Below are 19,415 nucleotides of genomic sequence, written 5' to 3'. Positions count from 1 at the left end.
CGCTGCGGCCAGCCGCCGCAGCACGCCATGAAGAACGCCCCGGACCGAAAGAGGATGCGCCGTTCGGGTGACGTACACCCGGGAGTGTGAACCCGGAGCCCGGAGGGTGACGCGCTGTCTCAGTCGCCCGTTCAGCCCGCAGCCCCGTTCCGGACGGCCCAGAGGGCCGCCTGGGTGCGGTCCGACAGGTCCAGCTTCATCAGGATGTTCGAGACGTGCGTCTTGACGGTCTTCTCGGACAGGACCAGCGCCCGCGCGATCTCCCGGTTCGAGCGGCCGTCGGCGATCAGGCCCAGAACCTCCCGCTCCCGTTCGGTGAGGGTGCTCCCCCGGCCCGTACCCGTACCCGGGCCGTCCTGGGCGAGCAGCGCACCGGCCACCTCCGGCTGGAGCAGTATGTGGCCCGCGTACACCGAGCGGATGGCACCGGCCAGCGCGTCCGGGTCGACGTCCTTGTACACGTAGCCGGAGGCACCGGCGCGCAGCGCGGGGACGACGGTGCGCTGTTCGGTGAAGCTGGTGACGATCAGGACCTTGGCCGGGTTCTCCAGCTCGCGGAGCCTGCGCAGGGCCTCTATGCCGTCGGTGCCGGGCATCTTGATGTCCATCAGCACCACGTCGGGGCTCAGCTCCTGCGTCCTGGCCACCCCTTCGGCGCCGTCGGCCGCCTCGCCGACGACCTCTATGTCGTCCTGGATCTCCAGGAACGTACGCAGACCGCGGCGGACCACCTGGTGGTCGTCGACCAGCAGCACCCTGATGCGCCTGTCAGCCACCGGGCACCTCCATCTCGATCGTGGTGCCCTTGCCGGGCGCCGATTCAACGGTGAGTGTCCCGCCGACACCGTCGGCGCGGTCCCGCATGGAGACCAGTCCCAGGTGCCGTCCCGCCCGGCGGGTGGCCGCCGGCTCGAAGCCGCGGCCGTCGTCCATGATCCGCAGCACCGTGGAGCCGCCGCGGCGGGTGAGGGTGACGTCGACGTGCCCGGCCCCGGAGTGGCGCAGCGCGTTGTGCAGTGCCTCCTGGGAGACCCGGAGCAGCGCTTCCTCCTGGGCGGCGGGCAGGGCCCGTACACCCACGCTCGCGAAGGTGACGCGGGCCGTGTGGGCGCGGTCCAGGACCTGGATCTGGGTACGGAGGGTGGCGATGAGGCCGTCCTCGTCGAGGCCGGCGGGGCGCAGTTCGACGACGGCGGCACGCAGCTCGTCGACGGCCTCCGCCGCCAGGGCGGCGACCTGCTGGAGCTCGCCCTTGGCGCGGGCGGGGTCGCGGTCGACCAGGGCGGCGGCGGCCTGGGCGGTGAGCCGGAGGGAGAAGAGCTTCTGGCTGACCGCGTCGTGCAGCTCGTGGGCGAGCCGGGAGCGTTCCTCGGCGATGGTGAGCTCGCGGCTGCGCTCGTACAGCCGGGCGTTCGTGAGGGCGATCGCCGCGTGCTGGGCGAGGATCGCCAGCAGTTCCTCGTCCTCGGCGGTGAACCCGCAGCTGCCCTCGGGCTTCGGGCAGCGCTTGTTGGCGAGGAAGAGGGCGCCGATGATGTCGTCGCCGTCCCTGATCGGCAGTCCGAGGAAGTCGGACATGTCGGGGTGGGCGGCCGGCCAGCCCTCGAAGCGCGGGTCCTTGCGGACGTCGGCCAGGCGCTCGGGCTTCGCCTCGTGGAGCATCGCGGCGAGGATGCCGTGCTGGCGCGGGAGCGGGCCGATGGCCTTCCACTGCTCGTCGCTGACGCCGTCGACGACGAACTGGGCGAAGCCGCCGTGGTCGTCCGGGACCCCGAGGGCCGCGTACTCGGCGTCCAGCAGTTCGCGGGCCGACGCGACGATCGTCTTCAGGACGTCCCGCATCTCGAGGTGCCGGCTCATGGCGAGCAGCGCGGCGCTCACCGCTGCGAGGCCCGACGGTGGGCGATGGGTCATGGCCTCACGGTACCGGCGGCCCCCTCGCCCCGTATCCGCCTGTGGACCGCCCCCGATCAGGGCGCAGGGACTAGGACCATGCGCCGAGCCGCTCCTCCGCGGGCCCGGGCCCGGGGAACCACCCCGGAAGCCCTCCGAAGAGCCGCCATCGAGCCGGAACCTCACACTCCGCATTGCTTGAGCAACGGTTGGTGAGTTCGTTACCCCTCCGATGTGAGGCCGCACATAGGACCCACGTCACTTACGAAGCCTCCTAGTGGAGCGATAAGGGCGATTTGGGTAGCCATGGGTGCCGATCCGCCCCCTCCAACGCCGCCGTGTTCCACTACCCGGCTTCGTACGTCACACCTTTGCCACGGCATTTTGCTGCCGCTAACAATTGCACTCGTCCCCGACGGAGAAGCGAAGTCGCCTCCCGTCTTCGTCCTCCGTGAGGACCTTCCGCGATTCGAAGAGGTACGCCTGATATGACCGTGTCCAGCATTCCCGGCCGTCTCCGCCGCCTGAACAAGACCCAGAAGCTCTCCGCCGCCGGCATCTCCGCCGTCGCCGCCGCGGCCCTCTCCTTGTCCCTGGTGCCCGGTAACGCCGAGGCCGAGACCGAGCCTCAGGCACTCTCCGCAGCCCCCGTCGTCTTCGGGTCCACCGCCCCGCAGGCCAGGACCATCCAGAACAGCGTCCTCGAGCAGCACTCCACCGCCGAGCAGCTGGTCAAGGCCGTCGACGCCGCGAAGGCCAAGAAGGCCGCCGCCGTACAGGCGAAGGTCGACGCCGTCGCCAAGGCGGACGCCAAGGAGGCGAAGGCGAAGGCCGCCGCGAAGTGGAAGGCCAAGAAGGCCGCCACCAAGCGCAGCACGCACGCCGCCAGCCGCTCCGAGTCCCGTACCCCCGTGTACGCGAACAACCTGGACGGCTGGATCAAGGAGTCCCTGGCCATCATGAAGGCCAAGGGCATCCCGGGCACCTACGACGGGCTGCACCGCAACATCATCCGTGAGTCCAGCGGCAACCCGAAGGCGATCAACGACTGGGACGTCAACGCCGTCAACGGTGTGCCGTCGAAGGGGCTGCTCCAGATCATCAAGCCGACCTTCGACGCATACCACGTCGGCGGTACCCCTCACGACCAGTACGACCCGATCGCCAACATCACCGCGTCGGCCAACTACGCCGCCGACAAGTACGGCTCGATCGACAACGTCAACAGCGCGTACTGAGCAGTTCCTGATCACGCCGAAGGGCGGCACCCCGCGGGGTGCCGCCCTTCGGCGTCGTGGTGTGCGCAGGGGCGGCCCTGCTACTTGCGCATGACCTCGGGCTCGTGGCGGCGCAGCAGCCGCGCGACCGCGAAGCCGCAGATGATGCCGAGCACCAGCAGCACCGTGATGTTGATCCCCCACTGTCCGGCCGAGTGCTCCCAGAGCGGGTCCAGGTCCGTGGGGTTCTTCGGGTCCCACGGCGGCATCAGGTGCGCGAGGTCGAGCGTGGAGCCCGCGCCGGCGATGGCCCACCGGGACGGCATCAGCCAGGCGAACTGCTCCAGGCCCGGCGATCCGTACACCTGGAAGAGGATGCCGGTGAAGACGACCTGGACGATCGCGAACATGACCAGCAGCGGCATGGTCTTCTCGGAGGTCTTCACCAGCGAGGAGATCACCAGGCCGAACATCATCGAGGTGAAGCCGAGCGCGATGATCGTCACGCAGAGCTCCACGGCGGGCGGCATGATCAGGCCCTCCGCCGGCAGATCCCGGGTGGCGAAGCCGATGCCGCAGATGATGACGCCCTGGATGGCCGTGATCACGCCGAGCACGATCACCTTGGACATCAGGTAGGCCGAGCGGGAGAGGCCGGTGGCCCGTTCCCGTTCGTAGATGACGCGTTCCTTGATCAGTTCTCGTACGGAGTTGGCAGCGGCGGAGAAGGTCATGCCGATCACGAGGATCAGCATGATCGTGCCGGCGTCGCCGTTGAACCGGGACGGCGGCTTCGGCGGGGCGAGGCCGAAGTCGGCCGGGATGACCACGCTGACGATGCCGAGCACCGCCGGCAGGATCACCATCAGGCCCATGAAGCCCTTGTCGGACGCGATCACCGAGACGTAGCGGCGCATCAGCGTCCACAGCTGGGTCATCCAGCCCTGCGGCTTCGGCGGGCGCATCTGCTGGTGCGGCGGCATGTGCACGGGCTGCGCGGCGACGGCGTCGATGTCCGCGGCGTACATCTGGTAGTGCTGCGAGCCGCGCCAGCGGCCCGCCCAGTCGTAGTCGCGGTAGTTCTCGAAGGCGGAGAAGACGTCGGCCCAGGTGGAGTAGCCGAAGAAGTTGAGCGCTTCCTCCGGCGGACCGAAGTAGGCCACGGCGCCGCCCGGCGCCATCACCAGGAGCTTGTCGCAGATGGCCAGCTCGGCGACCGAGTGCGTGACGACGAGGACGGTGCGGCCGTCGTCGGCCAGTCCGCGCAGCAGCTGCATGACATCGCGGTCCATGCCCGGGTCGAGGCCGGAGGTCGGCTCGTCCAGGAAGATCAGCGACGGCTTGGTCAGCAGCTCCAGGGCCACGGAGACGCGCTTGCGCTGGCCGCCGGAGAGCGAGGTGACCTTCTTGTCCTTGTGGATGTCGAGCTTGAGCTCGGCGAGGACCTCTTGGATACGGGCCTGGCGCTCGGCCTCCGTGGTGTCCGCGGGGAAGCGGAGCTTGGCGGCGTACTTGAGGGCCCGGGTGACGGTCAGTTCCTTGTGCAGGATGTCGTCCTGCGGGACCAGACCGATGCGCTGGCGCAGCTCGGCGAACTGCTTGTACAGATTCCGGTTGTCGTAGAGGACGTCGCCCTGGTTGGCCGGGCGGTAGCCGGTGAGCGCCTTGAGCAGGGTGGACTTCCCGGAGCCGGACGGGCCGATCACCCCGATCAGCGACTTCTCCGGGACGCCGAACGAGACGTCCTTGAGGATCTGCTTGCCGCCGTCGACCGTCACCGTGAGGTGGCGGGCGGCGAAGGAGACCTCACCGGTGTCGACGAACTCCTCGAGCCGGTCGCCGACCAGCCGGAAGGTCGAGTGACCGACGCCGACGATGTCGTTCGCGCCGATGAGGGCGGAGCCGGACTTCGAGAGCGGCTGGCCGTTGACGTACGTACCGTTGTGGGATCCGAGATCGCGGATCTCGAACCGGCCGTCGGGCGTCGCGTGGAACTCGGCGTGGTGGCGTGAGACCTGCAGGTCGGAGACGACCAGCTCGTTCTCCAGCGCACGGCCGATGCGCATGACCCGGCCGAGGTCGAGCTGGTGAAACGTGGTCGGGCTGCGGTCGCCGTACACCGACGGCGCCCCCGCCGCGCCGCCGGGGCCGCCGCCGTGGGGTGCCGGTGCCATGCCCTGCTGCTGCGGCACATGGGGCTGCTGCGGCTGGGCCTGGGGCTGCTGCTGCCACGCCTGCTGCGGGGCCGGCGGCTGCTGCCCGGCCTGCCCTCCCTGCTGCGGTCCCGGGTGCGGCTGGTGCTGAGGGGGCTGCTGAGGCTGCTGATGCGGGGGCTGCTGGGCGGGGGCCTGGGCACCCGCGGCCGCCTTCCCGCTGTACACGTCGGCACCGCTGAGGCTCAGCCGCGGCCCGTCGGTCGCGTTGCCCAGGTTCACGGTGGAGCCGGGCCCGATCTCCATCTGATGGATCCGCTGGCCCTGCACATACGTGCCGTTGGTGCTGCCGTGGTCCTCGATGAACCAACCGTGCCCGCTCCAGCTGATCGTGGCGTGGCGCCACGACACTCTGGCGTCGTCGATCGTCATATCGCCCTGCGGATCACGTCCGAGGGTGTAGGACCTGGACGGATCGAGCGTCCAGGTGCTGCCATTCAATTCCAGTACGAGTTCCGGCACTCCGCGCCCCACTAGTTGTCCCCCGAATTACCCCCGTTGCAGGGAGTCTAGGGATGCTGAACATCGTGGGGAACTATTCCAGGAGCAGTCCCCGATGCGAAAGCCGGGCGGGAGGTTGACCGAACCGAGACCGCACCGTTGCGAACGACTCGGCCTGAAGAACCACTTATCGCCTCAACTGGTAATGAACTCTTGCAGATCACAGTGAACCAGAGTATTCCGCGCACCGGGCCGGGCTGTCCGGTCCTCGGGACGGGCCATCGGGGGCGTACCGCGGACCGATACGGTGGGAGCACCATGAGCGCACCTCAGCCCCCTCAGTCCTCCCTGTCTCCTGAGCCTCCTGAGTCACGTCGGGACGCAGACACGCCGACCCTTCTCGTGAAGATCTTCGGGAAGGACCGGCCCGGCATCACCGCCGGGCTCTTCGACACCCTCGCCGCCTACTCGGTCGATGTCGTCGACATCGAGCAGGTCGTCACCCGCGGCCGCATCGTCCTGTGCGCACTGGTCACCTCGCCGACCGCGGGCGGGACCACCGAGGGCGACCTGCGGGCCACCGTGCACAGCTGGGCCGAGTCACTGAAGCTGCAGGCCGAGATCATCTCCGGTACGGGCGACAACCGTCCGCGCGGCGACGGCCGTTCCCATGTGACGGTGCTCGGTCACCCGCTGACCGCGGAGTCGACCGCCGCCATAGCGGCCACGATCACCTCGACCGGCGGAAACATCGACCGGATCTTCCGGCTGGCGAAGTATCCGGTCACCGCCGTCGAGTTCGCGGTGTCCGGCACCGGGACCGAGGCACTGCGCACCGCGCTGGCCACCGAGGCCGCCGGGATCGGCGTCGACGTGGCGGTCGTCTCGGCCGGGCTGAGCCGCCGGGCGCAGCGGCTCGTCGTGATGGACGTCGACTCGACGCTCATCCAGGACGAGGTCATCGAGCTCTTCGCGGCCCACGCGGGCTGCGAGGCCGAGGTCGCCGCGGTGACCGAGCAGGCGATGCGCGGTGAGCTCGACTTCGAGCAGTCGCTGCACGCGCGGGTGGCGTTGCTGGCGGGGCTCGACGTCTCGGTGGTGGAGAAGGTGCGCGCCGACGTCCGACTGACGCCGGGTGCCCGCACCCTGATCCGTACGCTGAAGCGCCTCGGCTACCAAGTGGGCGTCGTCTCGGGCGGGTTCACCCAGGTGACGGACGACCTCAAGGAGCGGCTGGGGCTCGACTTCGCCTCTGCCAACACTCTGGAGATCGTCGACGGAAAGCTCACCGGCCGGGTGACCGGCGACATCGTCGACCGGGCGGGCAAGGCCCGGCTGCTGCGCGGCTTCGCCGCCGAGGCCGGGGTGCCGCTGGCGCAGACGGTGGCGATCGGTGACGGGGCGAACGACCTGGACATGCTGAACACCGCGGGGCTCGGGGTCGCGTTCAACGCCAAGCCCATGGTCCGCGAGGCCGCGCACACCGCGGTGAACGTGCCGTTCCTGGACACCGTGCTCTATCTGCTCGGCATCACCCGCGAGGAGGTCGAGGCCGCCGACGGCCTCGTGGAGTAGGGACGCGCGCCCGGCACGTACAAGGGCCCGGGTGCGCACGCGTCGGCGTGCGTACCCGGGCCCTGTCGTGAGCCGGGGCGGTCAGTCGTTCGGCGTCCAGTACTCGGTGAGCCTGCCGACGCCGTGCTCCACACCCTTCCAGGTGCCGGGGAGCTCGACCACGGCGAAGGCGGCGGTCGGGAAGCCGCCGCTGGTCATCCGAGCCAGGGCGTCGCCCTCCGCGGTGCCCGCCAGGGCGTCGGCGACGGCGTGCATGCCCGGGTTGTGGCCGATCACCAGCAGATCACGGACGTCGTCGGGGGTCTCGTTGACCAACGCGATCAGCTCGCCGAGCGAAGCCTCGTAGAGCCTCTCCTCGTACACGGTCCTGGGGCGCTCCGGCATCTCGTGCACGGCCAGCTTCCACGTCTCACGCGTCCTGGCCGCGGTCGAACAGAGGGCCAGGTCGAAGACGATCCCGGAGTCGGCAAGTTTGCGGCCTGCTACGGGGGCGTCCTTGCGGCCGCGCTCCGCGAGCGGCCGCTCATGGTCGGAGTCCTGCGACCATTCCGCCTTTGCGTGCCTGAGAAGGACGATCCTGCGAGGTGTATCGACGCTCATACACCTCAGCTTCGCATGAAATGTGCCACCTGGCGCAGGGTGTTGGAGGGCTCCCCCGCACCGGGCTCCGGACGTCAGCGGGTCAGCAGCTGCACGATTCGCTCCAGCAACCGGCCGACCGCGGGGTCGCCCGTGGCGGCGTGCGCCTGGCCCGGTCCGGCGATCAGCAGGAGGAGCGCGCCGAAGGCCACAGCGGGCAGCGCGACGGCCCACCACGGCAGCCGGACCTCGACGCCGGCCGTGTCCGGGTGGGTGGAGCGGATGTGCGTACGGGCCGGCATGTCCGCCTCCGTGGGTGCTGGATTCCGATACTCAGAACCTACGGATCCGGGGGCGCCGCGCCCATCCGGTGATCCACCCACTTCACCCTGACCCTGGCCCCCTAGGGGATGGTGGGGCTAGCCCCACCATCGCACCGGGAGCCGTGGCGTCACGGAGAGGCGATGGAGGCGATCACGCCGATGACGACCGTGATCAACAGCATGGCCCCGAAGACCATGAGCAGCTTCTTCTGACCGTTCTGGGGATTCGGATCGAGCACAGGAGACATGGCCCCAGTCTCGCATCTCAGCATTCGTCCTCGATCGTCCGGTCCCGGCCGGCCAGGATGCCCGCCACCATCTGCGGCAGCATCAGGGTCGCCATGAGTGCGATGGGCAGCCCCCAGCCGCCGCTGTGCTGGTAGAGCACGCCGACCAGGAGCGGTCCGGGGATCGAGATGAGGTAGCCGGTGGACTGGGCGAACGCGGACAGCCTGACCACTCCGGCACCGCTGCGGGAGCGCATGCCGATCATGGTGAGGGCGAGCGGGAAGGCGCAGTTCGAGATGCCCAGGAGCAGCGCCCAGGCCCAGGCCCCGCCGGACGGGGCGAGGTAGAGGCCCGCGTAGCCGATGAGGCCGCAGGCCCCGAGGAAGACGACGATCGGTCCCTGGTTCTTCATCCGGGCGGCGACCCTCGGGATGACGAAGGCGAGCGGCACGCCCATGGCCATGGTGAGGGCGAGCAGGACGCCCGCGGTGCCGGCCGAGACCCCGGCGTCGCGGAAGATCTGCGGCATCCACCCCATGGTGATGTAGGCGGCGGTGGCCTGGAGGCCGAAGAAGCAGGCGAGTGCCCAGGCGGTGCGGCTGCGGGTGATCCGGAGGGCGGGGGCCTCGGACCGGTGGGCCGCCGGGTGCCCGGGGGCGCCGCCGCGGTCCCGTACCAGCGGGATCCAGGGCAGGATCGCGGCGGCGGCGAGGGCGGCCCAGACGCCGAGGCCGGCCTTCCAACTGCCGCCCATCGCCTCGGTCATGGGTACGGTCACGGCTGCGGCCAGTGAGGTGCCGAGCGCCAGGGCCATGGAGTAGAGGCCGGTCATGGAGCCGACGCGGTCCGGGAACCAGCGCTTGACGATCACCGGCATCAGGACGTTGCTGACGGCGATGCCCATCAGGGCGAGCGCGCTCGCGGCGAGGAAGCCGGCGGTGCCTCCGACGAGGGGCCTGATCACGAGCCCGGCGGTGATGGCGACCATGCCCGCGCAGACGACCGCGCCCGCTCCGAAACGACGGGCCAGGCGCGGGGCCATGATGCCGAAGACCGCGAAGCAGAGCGGCGGCACGGAAGTGAGGACTCCGGCGACGCTGCCGCTCATGTGCAGCCCGTCGCGCACCTCTTCGAGGAGGGCGCCGAGGCTGGTGATGGCGGGGCGGAGGTTCAGCGCGGTGAGGACGAGTCCGACGGCGACCAGGCGGAACACCCAGGGGGCGGGGCCGGTCCCCTGCGCGGGCACCTCGATGCGGGGGGCCGTCGGGGCGGCGGAGCCCAGCGTCCGGGTCGGGGTGCGGGGAGGGGGCGTCTCGTCAGGCATGGGGCCATCATAGAATCATGGGATGATTACTTGTCCAATCGTCTGAGATGATTCGGGGCCCAGGTGGCCCCACCCCCGCCCGCACACCGGAGCAAGGAGCACCATGGCCCTGACGTCCCCGCGGCGTTCGGCACTCGCCGACCAGGTGATTGCCCAGCTGAGGAACCAGATCACGTCGGGCGAGTGGCCCGTGGGTTCGCGCATCCCCACCGAAGCCGAGCTGGTCGAGCAGCTCGGGGTGGCCCGTAATACCGTGCGCGAGGCGGTGCGCGCGCTCGCGCACAACGGGCTGCTCGACATCCGGCAGGGCTCGGGCACCTATGTGGTGGCCGTCAGCGAGCTGGCCGGGGTGATGCACCGCCGGTTCGCGTCCGCCGATCCGCGCCACGTGGCCGAGCTGCGCTCGACGCTGGAGTCGTCGGCGGCGCGCCTGGCCGCCGCGCGCCGCACCGAGCGGGACCTGAAGCAGCTGGACGCGCTCATGCGGCGCCGGGAGGAGACCTGGGCGGCGGGGGACGCCGAGGCGTTCGTGGCGGCGGACGCGACGCTGCATCTGGCCGTGGTCGCCGCCTCGCACAACGAGGTGCTGACCGGGCTCTACGCCGACCTGGGCGATCTGCTGAAGGACTACCTGCGGGTCGATATCGGCCATGAGCTGCGGCCGGAGAACCACATGGACCACAGCCGGCTCGTCGAGGCGATCCGGGCGGGCGACGCGGAGACGGCGGCGGCGGAGGCCGCGAGCCACGCGCTGAGCTGCCTGGTGGAGCGGGTGTAGGGGATACCGGTCCGCCACTGCGTCACGCGTGCGGCCCGGCGCACGTGCGCCGGGCCGAGTTCCCGCGCCACCGGGCGGGGAAGCATCGCGGGAAACGCTCCCGCGCGCCCTGTCCTCGCCCGTGACACCCCCTTATGCTTCGGTTCGCCCGGGGGTTCGTTTCGCCCTGTCCGGTCTGTCCGCCCGCTTCGGGAGGTCTTGTGCAGCCCCGTCAGATGTACTGCTTCACCTGCGATTCCGACGAACAACACCGTGCCCTCACCACCAACGAGAAGGTGTGGCTCAGAGCCCTCACAGGCCGCCGGAGTGTCGAGGAGTTCTTCATGTGCGGCGCGCCGGAATGCCGCAATCTGCGCACCGGCTTCAACAAACGCCCGTTCGACCCGGTGATCCGCGTCCCCCTCCCCGACTGACAGTCCGGCCCCGGGCCGTCGCGAGCCTCCTCAGGAGTCCGGCCGGCCCGGACCGGGGCGGTCCGGAGGTGGGAGCAGATAGGCGCTGTACGGTCCCGCGTCCCGGGTCTCCGCCAGGAAGACGGGCGGGCCCGAGGGGGCGTACGCCGGCCGGGGGCCGCCGCCGACGACGAGAACAGCCGTCGGGACCCGTCGGGCGGCTTCCCTGAGACCCGCGGGGGTGATGCTCCCGTCGTGGCCTGCGGTCTGCCGTGAGGCACAGCCCGCGTAGTACGCGATCGGGACCGCCTGTGCGCCGCTGATCACGCAGGGTGGGCGGATTCCGTTGCGGTGGAGTGCGGCGGCCACGGCCTCGAAGTCCGCGCCGGTCGAATGACTGCTGGCGGACACCCGGCTTGTCACCTGCAGCTGTACGACCAGGTGGGCGGCCAGGACGGCGGCGAGCGCGACGACGCGCCACTGCGCCGCGACGGTACGCCCCGGCCGTCCGGCGGGACGGCCGCGCCCAGGCGTACAGCCGTACCAGGCACTCCGCCACCGGCAGGGACAGCAGCACGTAGGCGGGCAGCAGGAAGCGCGGTGCGGCGTACTCGATCAGTAAGAGGTACGGCACCGCCAACGACACCGCGGTCCCGGTCGCCAGCAGGATCACCCTGCCTCGGCCCGCCCGGCGTGCGACGACCGCTCCGCCGGCGGCCAGGAACGGCAGCAGGGCCCACCAGACCGTTGCCCCGGGCCGCTTCCACGGAATGGTGCAGGGGCGGCAGAGCGTGCGCCCCTCCAGCGCCTTGGCCTGATCGTCCACCGCCAGGTTCCAGCCCAGACCGCCCTGGATCTCGCTGGCCCGGTGCAGCCGGGTGAGCGGCCCTCCGTAGTGCGCGAACGCCTCCACGATCCACGGTGCGGCGCCCACGAGCAGCCCGACGGCCAGCGCGGCGAACATCCGGGGCCGCACCACCGTGACCAGCAACAACGGCCAGCGCGGCGAACATCCGGGGCCGCACCACCGTGACCAGCAACAACGGCAGGGCGAGCCACACCCGTCGGCCGGCCTCATCAGCACGACGACCGCTGTCGCCGCCCCCGCACCGAGGAGTTCGGCTCGCCCCGCCCCACGCAGCAGAGCGCGCGCGACCCACCCGGCTGCGGCCAGGGAGCCCAGCGCGCACCACAGGGTTCGGCATGGCCATGGAGCCGTAGAACAGGGCCGGCCAGAGGGTGGCGAACAGGGCTCCCGCACAGACCAGGACACGGCCGGGCACCAGGGTGCGCCAGACCCGGAAGGCTCCGACGAGCGCGCCGGCCGAGAGCAGGACGAGGTAGATCCGCAGGGCGGTCGTGGACGCGGTGAGGGCGACGACCGGAGCGACCAGGTAGGAGACCCCGCGGGCGCGGGGAGCACTGAAGAACGCGGCCGGAGTGTCGCCTCCGGCCTGGCTGACGTAGACGGTCTCGTCCCACCCGAGGCCCGAACCCGGTATGACGAAGGCCAGTTGGACGGCTACTGAGACCACCGCGACTGCCACCAGGCAAGGCAGCAGCCGGGGCGAGGGCCTGGGTGCCGGCTCCGTCAACTCCCGCACCCGGGTCGGGCTCGGAGTCCGTAACGCGCACTTGGCCGCTCCTCAGCAAGGGAGTTCGGGATGAACCCTGACCGAGGACAGACTGCCCGATCCCGGCGTGCGGGGACGGGCGGGCACGCCGTACCCGCGCGTCGACCCCGGGGCCTCTGTCCAGGAAGCCCCAGGAAGCCCTAGGAAGCCCTGGCCTTGTGCGTCTCGCCGGCATGGGTGACCCAGGCGGAGCGGACCTCTTTCCAGCAGCGGTCGTCCAGCCGCACGGTCCGGCCCGGCTCGACGGCGACCGGCTCGGAGTCGGCGTCGATGTCCCACCAGCGGGCGCACTCGGTGTGCAGCTGGACCCGGTCGGTGGAGGGGTACGGGTTGTGGCAGTAGGCGACGACCCGGGAGCCCCTCACCGACGTACGGCATTCGGCACCGGAGGGCTCGGGGTCGGGCGCGGACGGCCCGGCGGCGCCTGCGGCTCCGACGTGCCCCGCCGCGTACAGGCCGACGGGCACGAGCAGCCCGGCGACCAGGGCTGCGGCCGCCAGCAGGAATCGGGTTCGGTGACGAGTGCCGCGCACAGCGATCTCCTCCCCTCAGCCTGACCAGAAGTCCGGTTCCTCCACATTCTGCGGTGGATCGACCAGCTTTTCGACCTGAGCGCCGGAATGCCTGGCGGGACAAGGAAAACGGCCGCGCACCGCCCCCCTGGGGGAGGCGGTGCGCGGCCGTTCTGCGCGAGAGGGTCAGGCGCCGATCATGTGCACGCCACCATCGACGTGGATGATCTCGCCCGTCGTCTTCGGGAAGAAGTCCGAGAGCAGCGCGACGATGGCACGGCCGGCCGGCTCCGGGTCGGACATGTCCCACGCCAGCGGGGATCGGGTGTTCCACACGTCGGCGAGCTCACCGAAGCCCGGGATGGACTTGGCGGCCATGGAGGCGAGCGGCCCGGCGGAGACCAGGTTGCAGCGCAGACCGTCCTTGCCCAGGTCGCGGGCGAGGTAGCGGGAGGTGGCCTCCAGGGCGGCCTTGGCCGGGCCCATCCAGTCGTACTGCGGCCAGGCGAACTGTGCGTCGAAGGTGAGGCCGACGATCGAACCGCCGTCACTCATCAGCGGCTTGCACGCCATGGCGAGCGACTTGAGAGAGAACGCCGAGACGTGCATCGCTGTGGCGACCGACTCGAACGGGGTGTTGAGGAAGTTGCCGCCGAGGGCGTCCTGCGGGGCGAAACCGATGGAGTGGACGACGCCGTCGAGCGAGCCCAGCTCGTCCTTCACCAGACCGGCGAGCCGGTCCAGGTGCTCGGCGTTGGTCACGTCCAGCTCGATGACCTTGGCCGGCTTGGGCAGCTTCTTGGCGATGCGCTCCGTCAGCGTGGGCCGCGGGAAGGCGGTCAGGATGACTTCGGCGCCCTGTTCCTGAGCCACCTTGGCGGTGTGGAACGCGATGGACGACTCCAGCAGCACTCCGGTGACGAGAATGCGCTTGCCGTCGAGAATTCCGCTCATGGTGATCAGTGACCCATGCCCAATCCGCCGTCAACGGGGATGACGGCTCCAGTGATGTACGACGCGTCGTCGGAGGCGAGGAAGCGCACCGCGGCGGCGATCTCCCCGGGCTGCGCGTAGCGGCCGAGCGGCACCTGGGACACGATGCCCTTGCGCTGCTCCTCGGTGAGCGCCTGCGTCATGTCGGTGTCGACGAAGCCGGGCGCGACGACGTTGAAGGTGATGTTGCGCGAACCGAGCTCGCGCGCCAGCGACCTGGCGAAGCCGACCAGACCGGCCTTGGAGGCGGCGTAGTTGGCCTGTCCGGCCGAGCCGAGGAGGCCGACGACGGAGGAGATGAGGACCACGCGGCCCTTCTTGGCGCGCAGCATGCCACGGTTGGCGCGCTTCACGACCCGGAAGGTGCCGGTGAGGTTGGTGTCGAGTACGGACGTGAAGTCGTCCTCGGACATCCGCATCAGCAACTGGTCCTTGGTGATACCGGCGTTGGCGACCAGCACCTCCACGTTGCCGTGCTTCTCCTCGATCTCCTTGTAGGCCTGCTCCACCTGCTCCGTGTCGGTGATGTCGCAACGGACCGCGAGAACACCGGCCTCGGTGAGCGCCACGGGCGGCTCGCCGGAACGGTAGGTGATCGCGACCTTGTCGCCGTTGTCGGCGAAAGCGCGGGCGATGGCGAGGCCGATGCCCCGGTTTCCTCCGGTGACGAGAACCGAGCGGCTCAACGGATCACCCTTTCCATAGCGGTCTGGTACCTCGAAAACCTATCGGTACCGCCCGCTCCGCGAGGAATCGGCCCCTGACAGCGCCTTCGGCCGGGCGCTGTGGGGTTCCTACAGTCACGCACCCGGTCCTGGAGGGTCCGGCCGGCCTCGCGCGGGCCCGGAATTCGGCCGCGACGGCGCTTGTGCCGTGCTTCACTGCCTCGTAAACGATCCGAGGGTATGTGACGCAGAGGAGAGGCCGCCCGTGCCCCATGAGGTAGATCAGTCGTTCCTGGCCCTCCCGCTACGGCCCCTCGCCGACGCGGCGCTCGCCCGCGCGCGGGCGCTCGGGGCCGTGCACGCCGACTTCCGGTTCGAGCGGGTGCGCAGCGCCACCTGGCGGCTGCGGGACGCCCGGCCCGCCGGGTCGTCGGACACCACCGATCTCGGGTACGCGGTGCGGGTGGTGCACGGCGGGGCGTGGGGGTTCGCCTCCGGGGTCGACCTGACGATGGACGCCGCGGCTAAGGTGGCCTCGCAGGCCGTCGCCATGGCGAAGCTGTCGGCGAAGGTGATCGCGGCGGCGGGCTCGGACGAGAGGGTCGAGCTCGCGGACGAGCCGGTGCACGGGGAGCGGAGCTGGGTGTCGGCGTACGACGTCGACCCCTTCGGCGTACCGGCCCAGGAGAAGGCGGGGCTGCTCGCCGAGTGGAGCGGCCGGCTGCTGGGGGCGCAGGGCGTCGCGCATGTGGACGCCTCCCTGATGACCGTCCATGAGAACAAGTTCTACGCGGACACGGCGGGCACGGTCACCACGCAGCAGCGGGTGCGGCTGCATCCGCAGTTCACCGCGGTCGCGGTGGACGCGACGACCGGCGAGTTCGACTCGATGCGCACGATCGCGCCGCCGGCCGGGCGCGGCTGGGAGTACCTGACCGGGACCGGCTGGGACTGGGACGCGGAGCTGGAGAGCATCCCCGGGCTGCTGGCCGAGAAGATGCGGGCCCCGAGCGTCGAGGCGGGGACGTACGACCTGGTCGTCGACCCGTCCAATCTGTGGCTGACCATCCACGAGTCGATCGGCCACGCGACCGAGCTGGACCGGGCGCTGGGGTACGAGGCGGCCTACGCGGGGACCTCGTTCGCCACGTTCGACCAGCTGGGGAAGCTGGCGTACGGCTCCCCGGTGATGAACGTGACGGGCGACCGCACCGCCGAGCACGGTCTCGCGACGATCGGGTACGACGACGAGGGCGTCGAGGCGCAGTCCTGGGACCTGGTCAAGGACGGCACGCTGGTCGGTTACCAGCTGGACCGCCGCATCGCGAAGCTGACGGGTCTGGGCCGGTCCAACGGGTGCGCGTACGCGGACTCGCCGGGCCATGTCCCGGTGCAGCGCATGGCGAACGTGTCGCTGGCGCCGGATCCCGGCGGACTCTCCACCGATGATCTGATCGGCGGGGTGGAGCACGGGATCTACGTGGTCGGCGACCGGTCCTGGTCCATCGACATGCAGAGGTACAACTTTCAGTTCACCGGGCAGCGGTTCTTCCGGATCGAGAACGGCAAGCTCGCCGGGCAGTTGCGCGATGTCGCCTACCAGGCGACGACGACGGACTTCTGGGGCTCCATGGAGAAGGTCGGCGGCCCGCAGACGTACGTCCTGGGCGGCGCCTTCAACTGCGGCAAGGCCCAGCCGGGCCAGGTCGCGGCCGTCTCGCACGGCTGTCCCTCCGCCCTCTTCCGAGGCGTGAACATCCTCAACACGACGCAGGAGGCCGGGCGATGAGCCGCGTCAGCAAGCCGTACGAGATCGTCGAGCGCGCGCTCGAACTGTCCACCGCCGACGGCTGTGTGGTCATCGCCGACGAGGAGTCGTCGGCCAATCTGCGCTGGGCGGGCAACGCGCTCACCACGAACGGGGTGACCCGGGGCCGCACCCTGACCGTCATCGCCACGATCGACGGGACCGAGGGCGCCGCCTCCGGTGTGGTGTCCCGGTCCGCCGTCACCGCCGCCGACCTGGAGCCGCTGGTGCGGGCCGCCGAGGCCGCCGCGCGCGGGGCCGGGCCTGCCGAGGACGCGCAGCCGCTGGTCACCGGGGTGCCGGAGTCCCCCGGGTTCCGGGACGCGCCCGCGGAGACGGACTCGGACGTCTTCGCCGCGTTCGCGCCCGCGCTCGGCGATGCCTTCGCCCGGGCCCGCTCCGGTGGCCGTGAGCTGTACGGCTTCGCCAACCACGAGATGACCTCGACGTACGTGGGCACGTCGACGGGACTGCGGCTGCGCCACGACCAGCCGAACGGGACGCTGGAGCTGAACGCCAAGTCGCCCGACCGGTCGCGCTCGGCCTGGGCGGGGCGCTCGACCCGTGACTTCAAGGACGTCGACCCGGCCGCGATGGACACGGAACTGGCGCAGCGGCTGGGCTGGGCGGAGCGCCGGATCGAGCTGCCCGCCGGGCGGTACGAGACGCTGCTGCCGCCGACCGCCGTCGCCGACCTGCTGATCTACCAGCTCTGGTCGGCCACCGCCCGGGACGCCGTCGAGGGCCGGACGGTGTTCTCCAAGCCGGGCGGCGGGACCCGGCTCGGCGAGACCCTGTCCCCGTTGCCGCTGACCCTGTACAGCGACCCGAACGCGGCGGGGCTCGAATCCGCCCCGTTCGTCATCGCGCACTCCTCCGGGGACGGTGCGTCGGTCTTCGACAACGGGCTGCCGCTGGGCCGGACCGACTGGATCAGGGACGGCCGGCTCGAACAGCTGACGACGACCCGGCACACGGCCGGGCAGACCGGGCTGCCGCTCGCCCCGGCGATCGACAACCTGCTGCTGGAGGGCGGTGGTGAGCAGTCGCTGGACGAGATGGTCGCGGCGACGACCGGCCGCGGACTTCTCCTGACCTGCATGTGGTACATCCGGGAGGTCGACCCGGCGACGCTGCTGCTGACCGGGCTGACCCGCGACGGGGTGTATCTCGTGGAGGGCGGCGAGGTGGTCGGCGAGGTGAACAACTTCCGCTTCAACGAGTCGCCCGTGGACCTGCTGTCGCGGGCCACCGAGGCGGGCCGCACGGAGCAGACGCTGCCGCGCGAGTGGGGCGACTGGTTCACCCGGGCCGCGATGCCCGCGCTGCGCATCCCGGACTTCAACATGAGCTCGGTGAGCCCGGGCGTATGACCCGCCTAGACTGACTGTTGCCTTTCGATCCACGTATCGACACACGTAGCTGAGGAGACACGGAACCGTGACGGACATCGTCGACGAGCTGAAGTGGCGCGGGCTGTTCGCCCAGTCCACTGACGAGGACGCCCTGCGCAAGGCTCTCGCGGACGGTCCGGTCACGTTCTATTGCGGCTACGACCCCACTGCGGCGAGTCTGCACGTCGGACACCTGGTGCAGGTACTCACCATGCGCCGGCTCCAGCAGGCCGGTCTGCGGCCGCTCGCCCTGGTGGGCGGGGCCACCGGCCAGATCGGTGACCCGCGCCCGACCGCCGAGCGCACGCTGAACGACCCGGAGACGATCGCCGCCTGGGTGGCGCGGCTGCGGTCCCAGATCGAGCCGTTCCTGTCCTTCGAGGGCGAGAACGCCGCGGTCATGGTGAACAACCTGGACTGGACCGCGGGCATGTCCGCGATCGAGTTCCTTCGGGACATCGGCAAGCACTTCCGGGTCAACAAGATGCTCACCAAGGAGTCCATCGCCCGGCGGCTGGAGTCCGACGAGGGCATCAGCTACACCGAGTTCAGCTACCAGCTGCTCCAGAGCATGGACTTCCTGGAGCTGTACCGGCGCCACGGCTGCACCCTCCAGCAGGGCGGCAGCGACCAGTGGGGCAACCTCACCGCGGGCCTCGACCTGATCCACCGCCTGGAGCCGGGCGCCGAGGTCCACGCGCTGGCGACTCCGCTGATGACGAAGGCGGACGGCACCAAGTTCGGCAAGTCCGAGAGCGGCGCCGTCTGGCTCGACCCGGAGATGACCACGCCGTACGCGTTCTACCAGTTCTGGCTGAACGTGGACGACCGCGACGTCTCCCGCTACATGCGCATCCTCAGCTTCCTGAGCCCCGCCGAACTGACGGAGCTGGAGAAGGTCACCGAGGAGCGGCCCCAGGCGAGGGCGGCGCAGCGCGCGCTGGCCGAGGAGCTGACGACGCTGGTGCACGGCGCGGACCAGTGCGCAGCAGTCATCGCCGCGTCGAAGGCGCTGTTCGGTCAGGGCGAGCTCGGCGAGCTGGACGAGGCGACGCTGAGCGCGGCGCTCTCCGAGGTGCCGCACGCGCAGGTCACCGAGCTGGGTCCGCTGGTCGACCTGCTGGTCGAGGTCGGTCTGGCGCCGAGCAAGTCGGGTGCCCGGCGCACGGTCAAGGAGGGCGGTGCCTACGTGAACAACGTGAAGGCCGTCGACGGCGAGGCCGCACCGGCCCGCGAGGAACTGCTGCACGGGCGCTGGCTGGTGCTGCGCCGGGGCAAGAAGAACCTGGCGGCGATCGAGGTCACGGCCGGCTGAGCCGTAGCGACAGGGGGGAGGGGGGGGGGCCCGGGGGGGGGCCCCCCCCCGCCGCGGGGGGGGGGGGGGCCCGCGCGGGGGGGCGGGGGGGGGGGGGCGCGCGGGCCGGGCGGGGGGGGCGGGTGGGGGGTG

General features: G+C 70.8%; 18 protein-coding genes. 7 read left to right on the top strand and 11 right to left on the bottom strand.

Annotated features, from left to right (window positions below):
- Positions 1-131: 131 nt before the first annotated feature.
- Both ACIBJG_RS31945 and ACIBJG_RS31940 read right to left on the bottom strand, forming a co-directional pair.
- Complete coding sequence (locus ACIBJG_RS31945; protein ID WP_399312803.1) at positions 132-776, bottom strand: response regulator; 645 nt, start codon at positions 774-776, stop codon at positions 132-134.
- The gene (locus tag ACIBJG_RS31940) at positions 769-1,914 is read right to left on the bottom strand and encodes a GAF domain-containing sensor histidine kinase (RefSeq protein WP_399312802.1); all 1,146 of its coding nucleotides are present in this window, start codon (positions 1,912-1,914) and stop codon (positions 769-771) included. The genes ACIBJG_RS31945 and ACIBJG_RS31940 overlap by 8 nt, the downstream gene beginning before the upstream one ends.
- 467 nt (positions 1,915-2,381) lie before the next feature.
- On the opposite strand from ACIBJG_RS31940, the gene ACIBJG_RS31935 reads away from it, so the two are divergent.
- Positions 2,382-3,131: a transglycosylase SLT domain-containing protein gene (locus tag ACIBJG_RS31935; RefSeq protein WP_399312799.1), complete on the top strand. Its 750-nt coding sequence runs from the start codon at positions 2,382-2,384 to the stop codon at positions 3,129-3,131.
- Positions 3,132-3,211: 80 nt separating this feature from the next.
- Here ACIBJG_RS31935 and ACIBJG_RS31930 read toward each other — a convergent pair whose 3' ends face one another.
- A complete protein-coding gene (locus ACIBJG_RS31930) occupies positions 3,212-5,797 on the bottom strand; it encodes an FHA domain-containing protein (protein WP_399312798.1) in 2,586 nt (861 codons plus the stop codon).
- Between the two features lie 285 nt (positions 5,798-6,082).
- Between ACIBJG_RS31930 and serB the strand changes: the two genes are divergently transcribed.
- Positions 6,083-7,339, top strand: a complete 1,257-nt coding sequence (gene serB, locus ACIBJG_RS31925) for a phosphoserine phosphatase SerB (RefSeq protein WP_399312796.1) — start codon at positions 6,083-6,085, stop codon at positions 7,337-7,339.
- Positions 7,340-7,420: 81 nt separating this feature from the next.
- On the opposite strand, the gene ACIBJG_RS31920 is transcribed toward serB, so the two are convergent.
- From ACIBJG_RS31920 to ACIBJG_RS31905, 4 genes are all read right to left on the bottom strand, one after another.
- Positions 7,421-7,939, bottom strand: a complete 519-nt coding sequence (locus tag ACIBJG_RS31920) for a SixA phosphatase family protein (RefSeq protein WP_399312795.1) — start codon at positions 7,937-7,939, stop codon at positions 7,421-7,423.
- A 74-nt stretch (positions 7,940-8,013) separates the two neighbouring features.
- Positions 8,014-8,220 carry a hypothetical protein gene (locus ACIBJG_RS31915; protein WP_399312793.1) on the bottom strand — a complete coding sequence of 69 codons (207 nt, stop codon included), beginning with the start codon at positions 8,218-8,220 and terminating at the stop codon, positions 8,014-8,016.
- Between the two features lie 149 nt (positions 8,221-8,369).
- On the bottom strand, positions 8,370-8,480 hold the full coding sequence (locus ACIBJG_RS31910; RefSeq protein ID WP_266786054.1) for an SGM_5486 family transporter-associated protein: 111 nt from the start codon (positions 8,478-8,480) through the stop codon (positions 8,370-8,372).
- Positions 8,481-8,506: 26 nt separating this feature from the next.
- On the bottom strand, positions 8,507-9,793 hold the full coding sequence (locus tag ACIBJG_RS31905; RefSeq protein WP_399312791.1) for a CynX/NimT family MFS transporter: 1,287 nt from the start codon (positions 9,791-9,793) through the stop codon (positions 8,507-8,509).
- Positions 9,794-9,896: 103 nt separating this feature from the next.
- Here ACIBJG_RS31905 and ACIBJG_RS31900 point away from each other — a divergent pair, with 103 nt between their 5' ends.
- Complete coding sequence (locus ACIBJG_RS31900; RefSeq protein ID WP_399312789.1) at positions 9,897-10,571, top strand: FadR/GntR family transcriptional regulator; 675 nt, start codon at positions 9,897-9,899, stop codon at positions 10,569-10,571.
- Between the two features lie 200 nt (positions 10,572-10,771).
- Entirely contained in the window at positions 10,772-10,984 is a 213-nt protein-coding gene (locus tag ACIBJG_RS31895) for a hypothetical protein (protein ID WP_399312787.1), read from the top strand.
- A 30-nt stretch (positions 10,985-11,014) separates the two neighbouring features.
- Here ACIBJG_RS31895 and ACIBJG_RS31890 read toward each other — a convergent pair whose 3' ends face one another.
- From ACIBJG_RS31890 to fabG, 4 genes are all read right to left on the bottom strand, one after another.
- Complete coding sequence (locus ACIBJG_RS31890) at positions 11,015-11,374, bottom strand: hypothetical protein (RefSeq protein WP_399312785.1); 360 nt, start codon at positions 11,372-11,374, stop codon at positions 11,015-11,017.
- Positions 11,375-12,737: 1,363 nt separating this feature from the next.
- Positions 12,738-13,130: a hypothetical protein gene (locus ACIBJG_RS31885; protein WP_399312783.1), complete on the bottom strand. Its 393-nt coding sequence runs from the start codon at positions 13,128-13,130 to the stop codon at positions 12,738-12,740.
- 165 nt (positions 13,131-13,295) lie between these two features.
- Positions 13,296-14,063 carry an enoyl-ACP reductase FabI gene (fabI, locus tag ACIBJG_RS31880; protein WP_399312781.1) on the bottom strand — a complete coding sequence of 256 codons (768 nt, stop codon included), beginning with the start codon at positions 14,061-14,063 and terminating at the stop codon, positions 13,296-13,298.
- Between the two features lie 5 nt (positions 14,064-14,068).
- Entirely contained in the window at positions 14,069-14,788 is a 720-nt protein-coding gene (gene fabG, locus ACIBJG_RS31875) for a 3-oxoacyl-[acyl-carrier-protein] reductase (protein ID WP_399312779.1), read from the bottom strand.
- A 244-nt stretch (positions 14,789-15,032) separates the two neighbouring features.
- Between fabG and ACIBJG_RS31870 the strand changes: the two genes are divergently transcribed.
- The 3 genes from ACIBJG_RS31870 (at position 15,033) to tyrS (ending at position 19,283) form a co-directional block, all read left to right on the top strand.
- Positions 15,033-16,556, top strand: a complete 1,524-nt coding sequence (locus tag ACIBJG_RS31870) for a TldD/PmbA family protein (RefSeq protein ID WP_399312778.1) — start codon at positions 15,033-15,035, stop codon at positions 16,554-16,556.
- The gene (locus ACIBJG_RS31865) at positions 16,553-17,947 is read left to right on the top strand and encodes a metallopeptidase TldD-related protein (RefSeq protein ID WP_399312777.1); all 1,395 of its coding nucleotides are present in this window, start codon (positions 16,553-16,555) and stop codon (positions 17,945-17,947) included. Before ACIBJG_RS31870 ends, ACIBJG_RS31865 begins: the two co-directional genes overlap by 4 nt.
- Before the next feature lie 67 nt (positions 17,948-18,014).
- The gene (gene tyrS, locus ACIBJG_RS31860) at positions 18,015-19,283 is read left to right on the top strand and encodes a tyrosine--tRNA ligase (RefSeq protein WP_399312776.1); all 1,269 of its coding nucleotides are present in this window, start codon (positions 18,015-18,017) and stop codon (positions 19,281-19,283) included.
- Positions 19,284-19,415 lie beyond the last annotated feature (132 nt).

The organism is Streptomyces sp. NPDC050422, assembly GCF_044458665.1.
In the GTDB taxonomy this organism is placed as follows: domain Bacteria; phylum Actinomycetota; class Actinomycetes; order Streptomycetales; family Streptomycetaceae; genus Streptomyces.
This window is presented reverse-complemented; position numbering and strand designations above follow the sequence as displayed.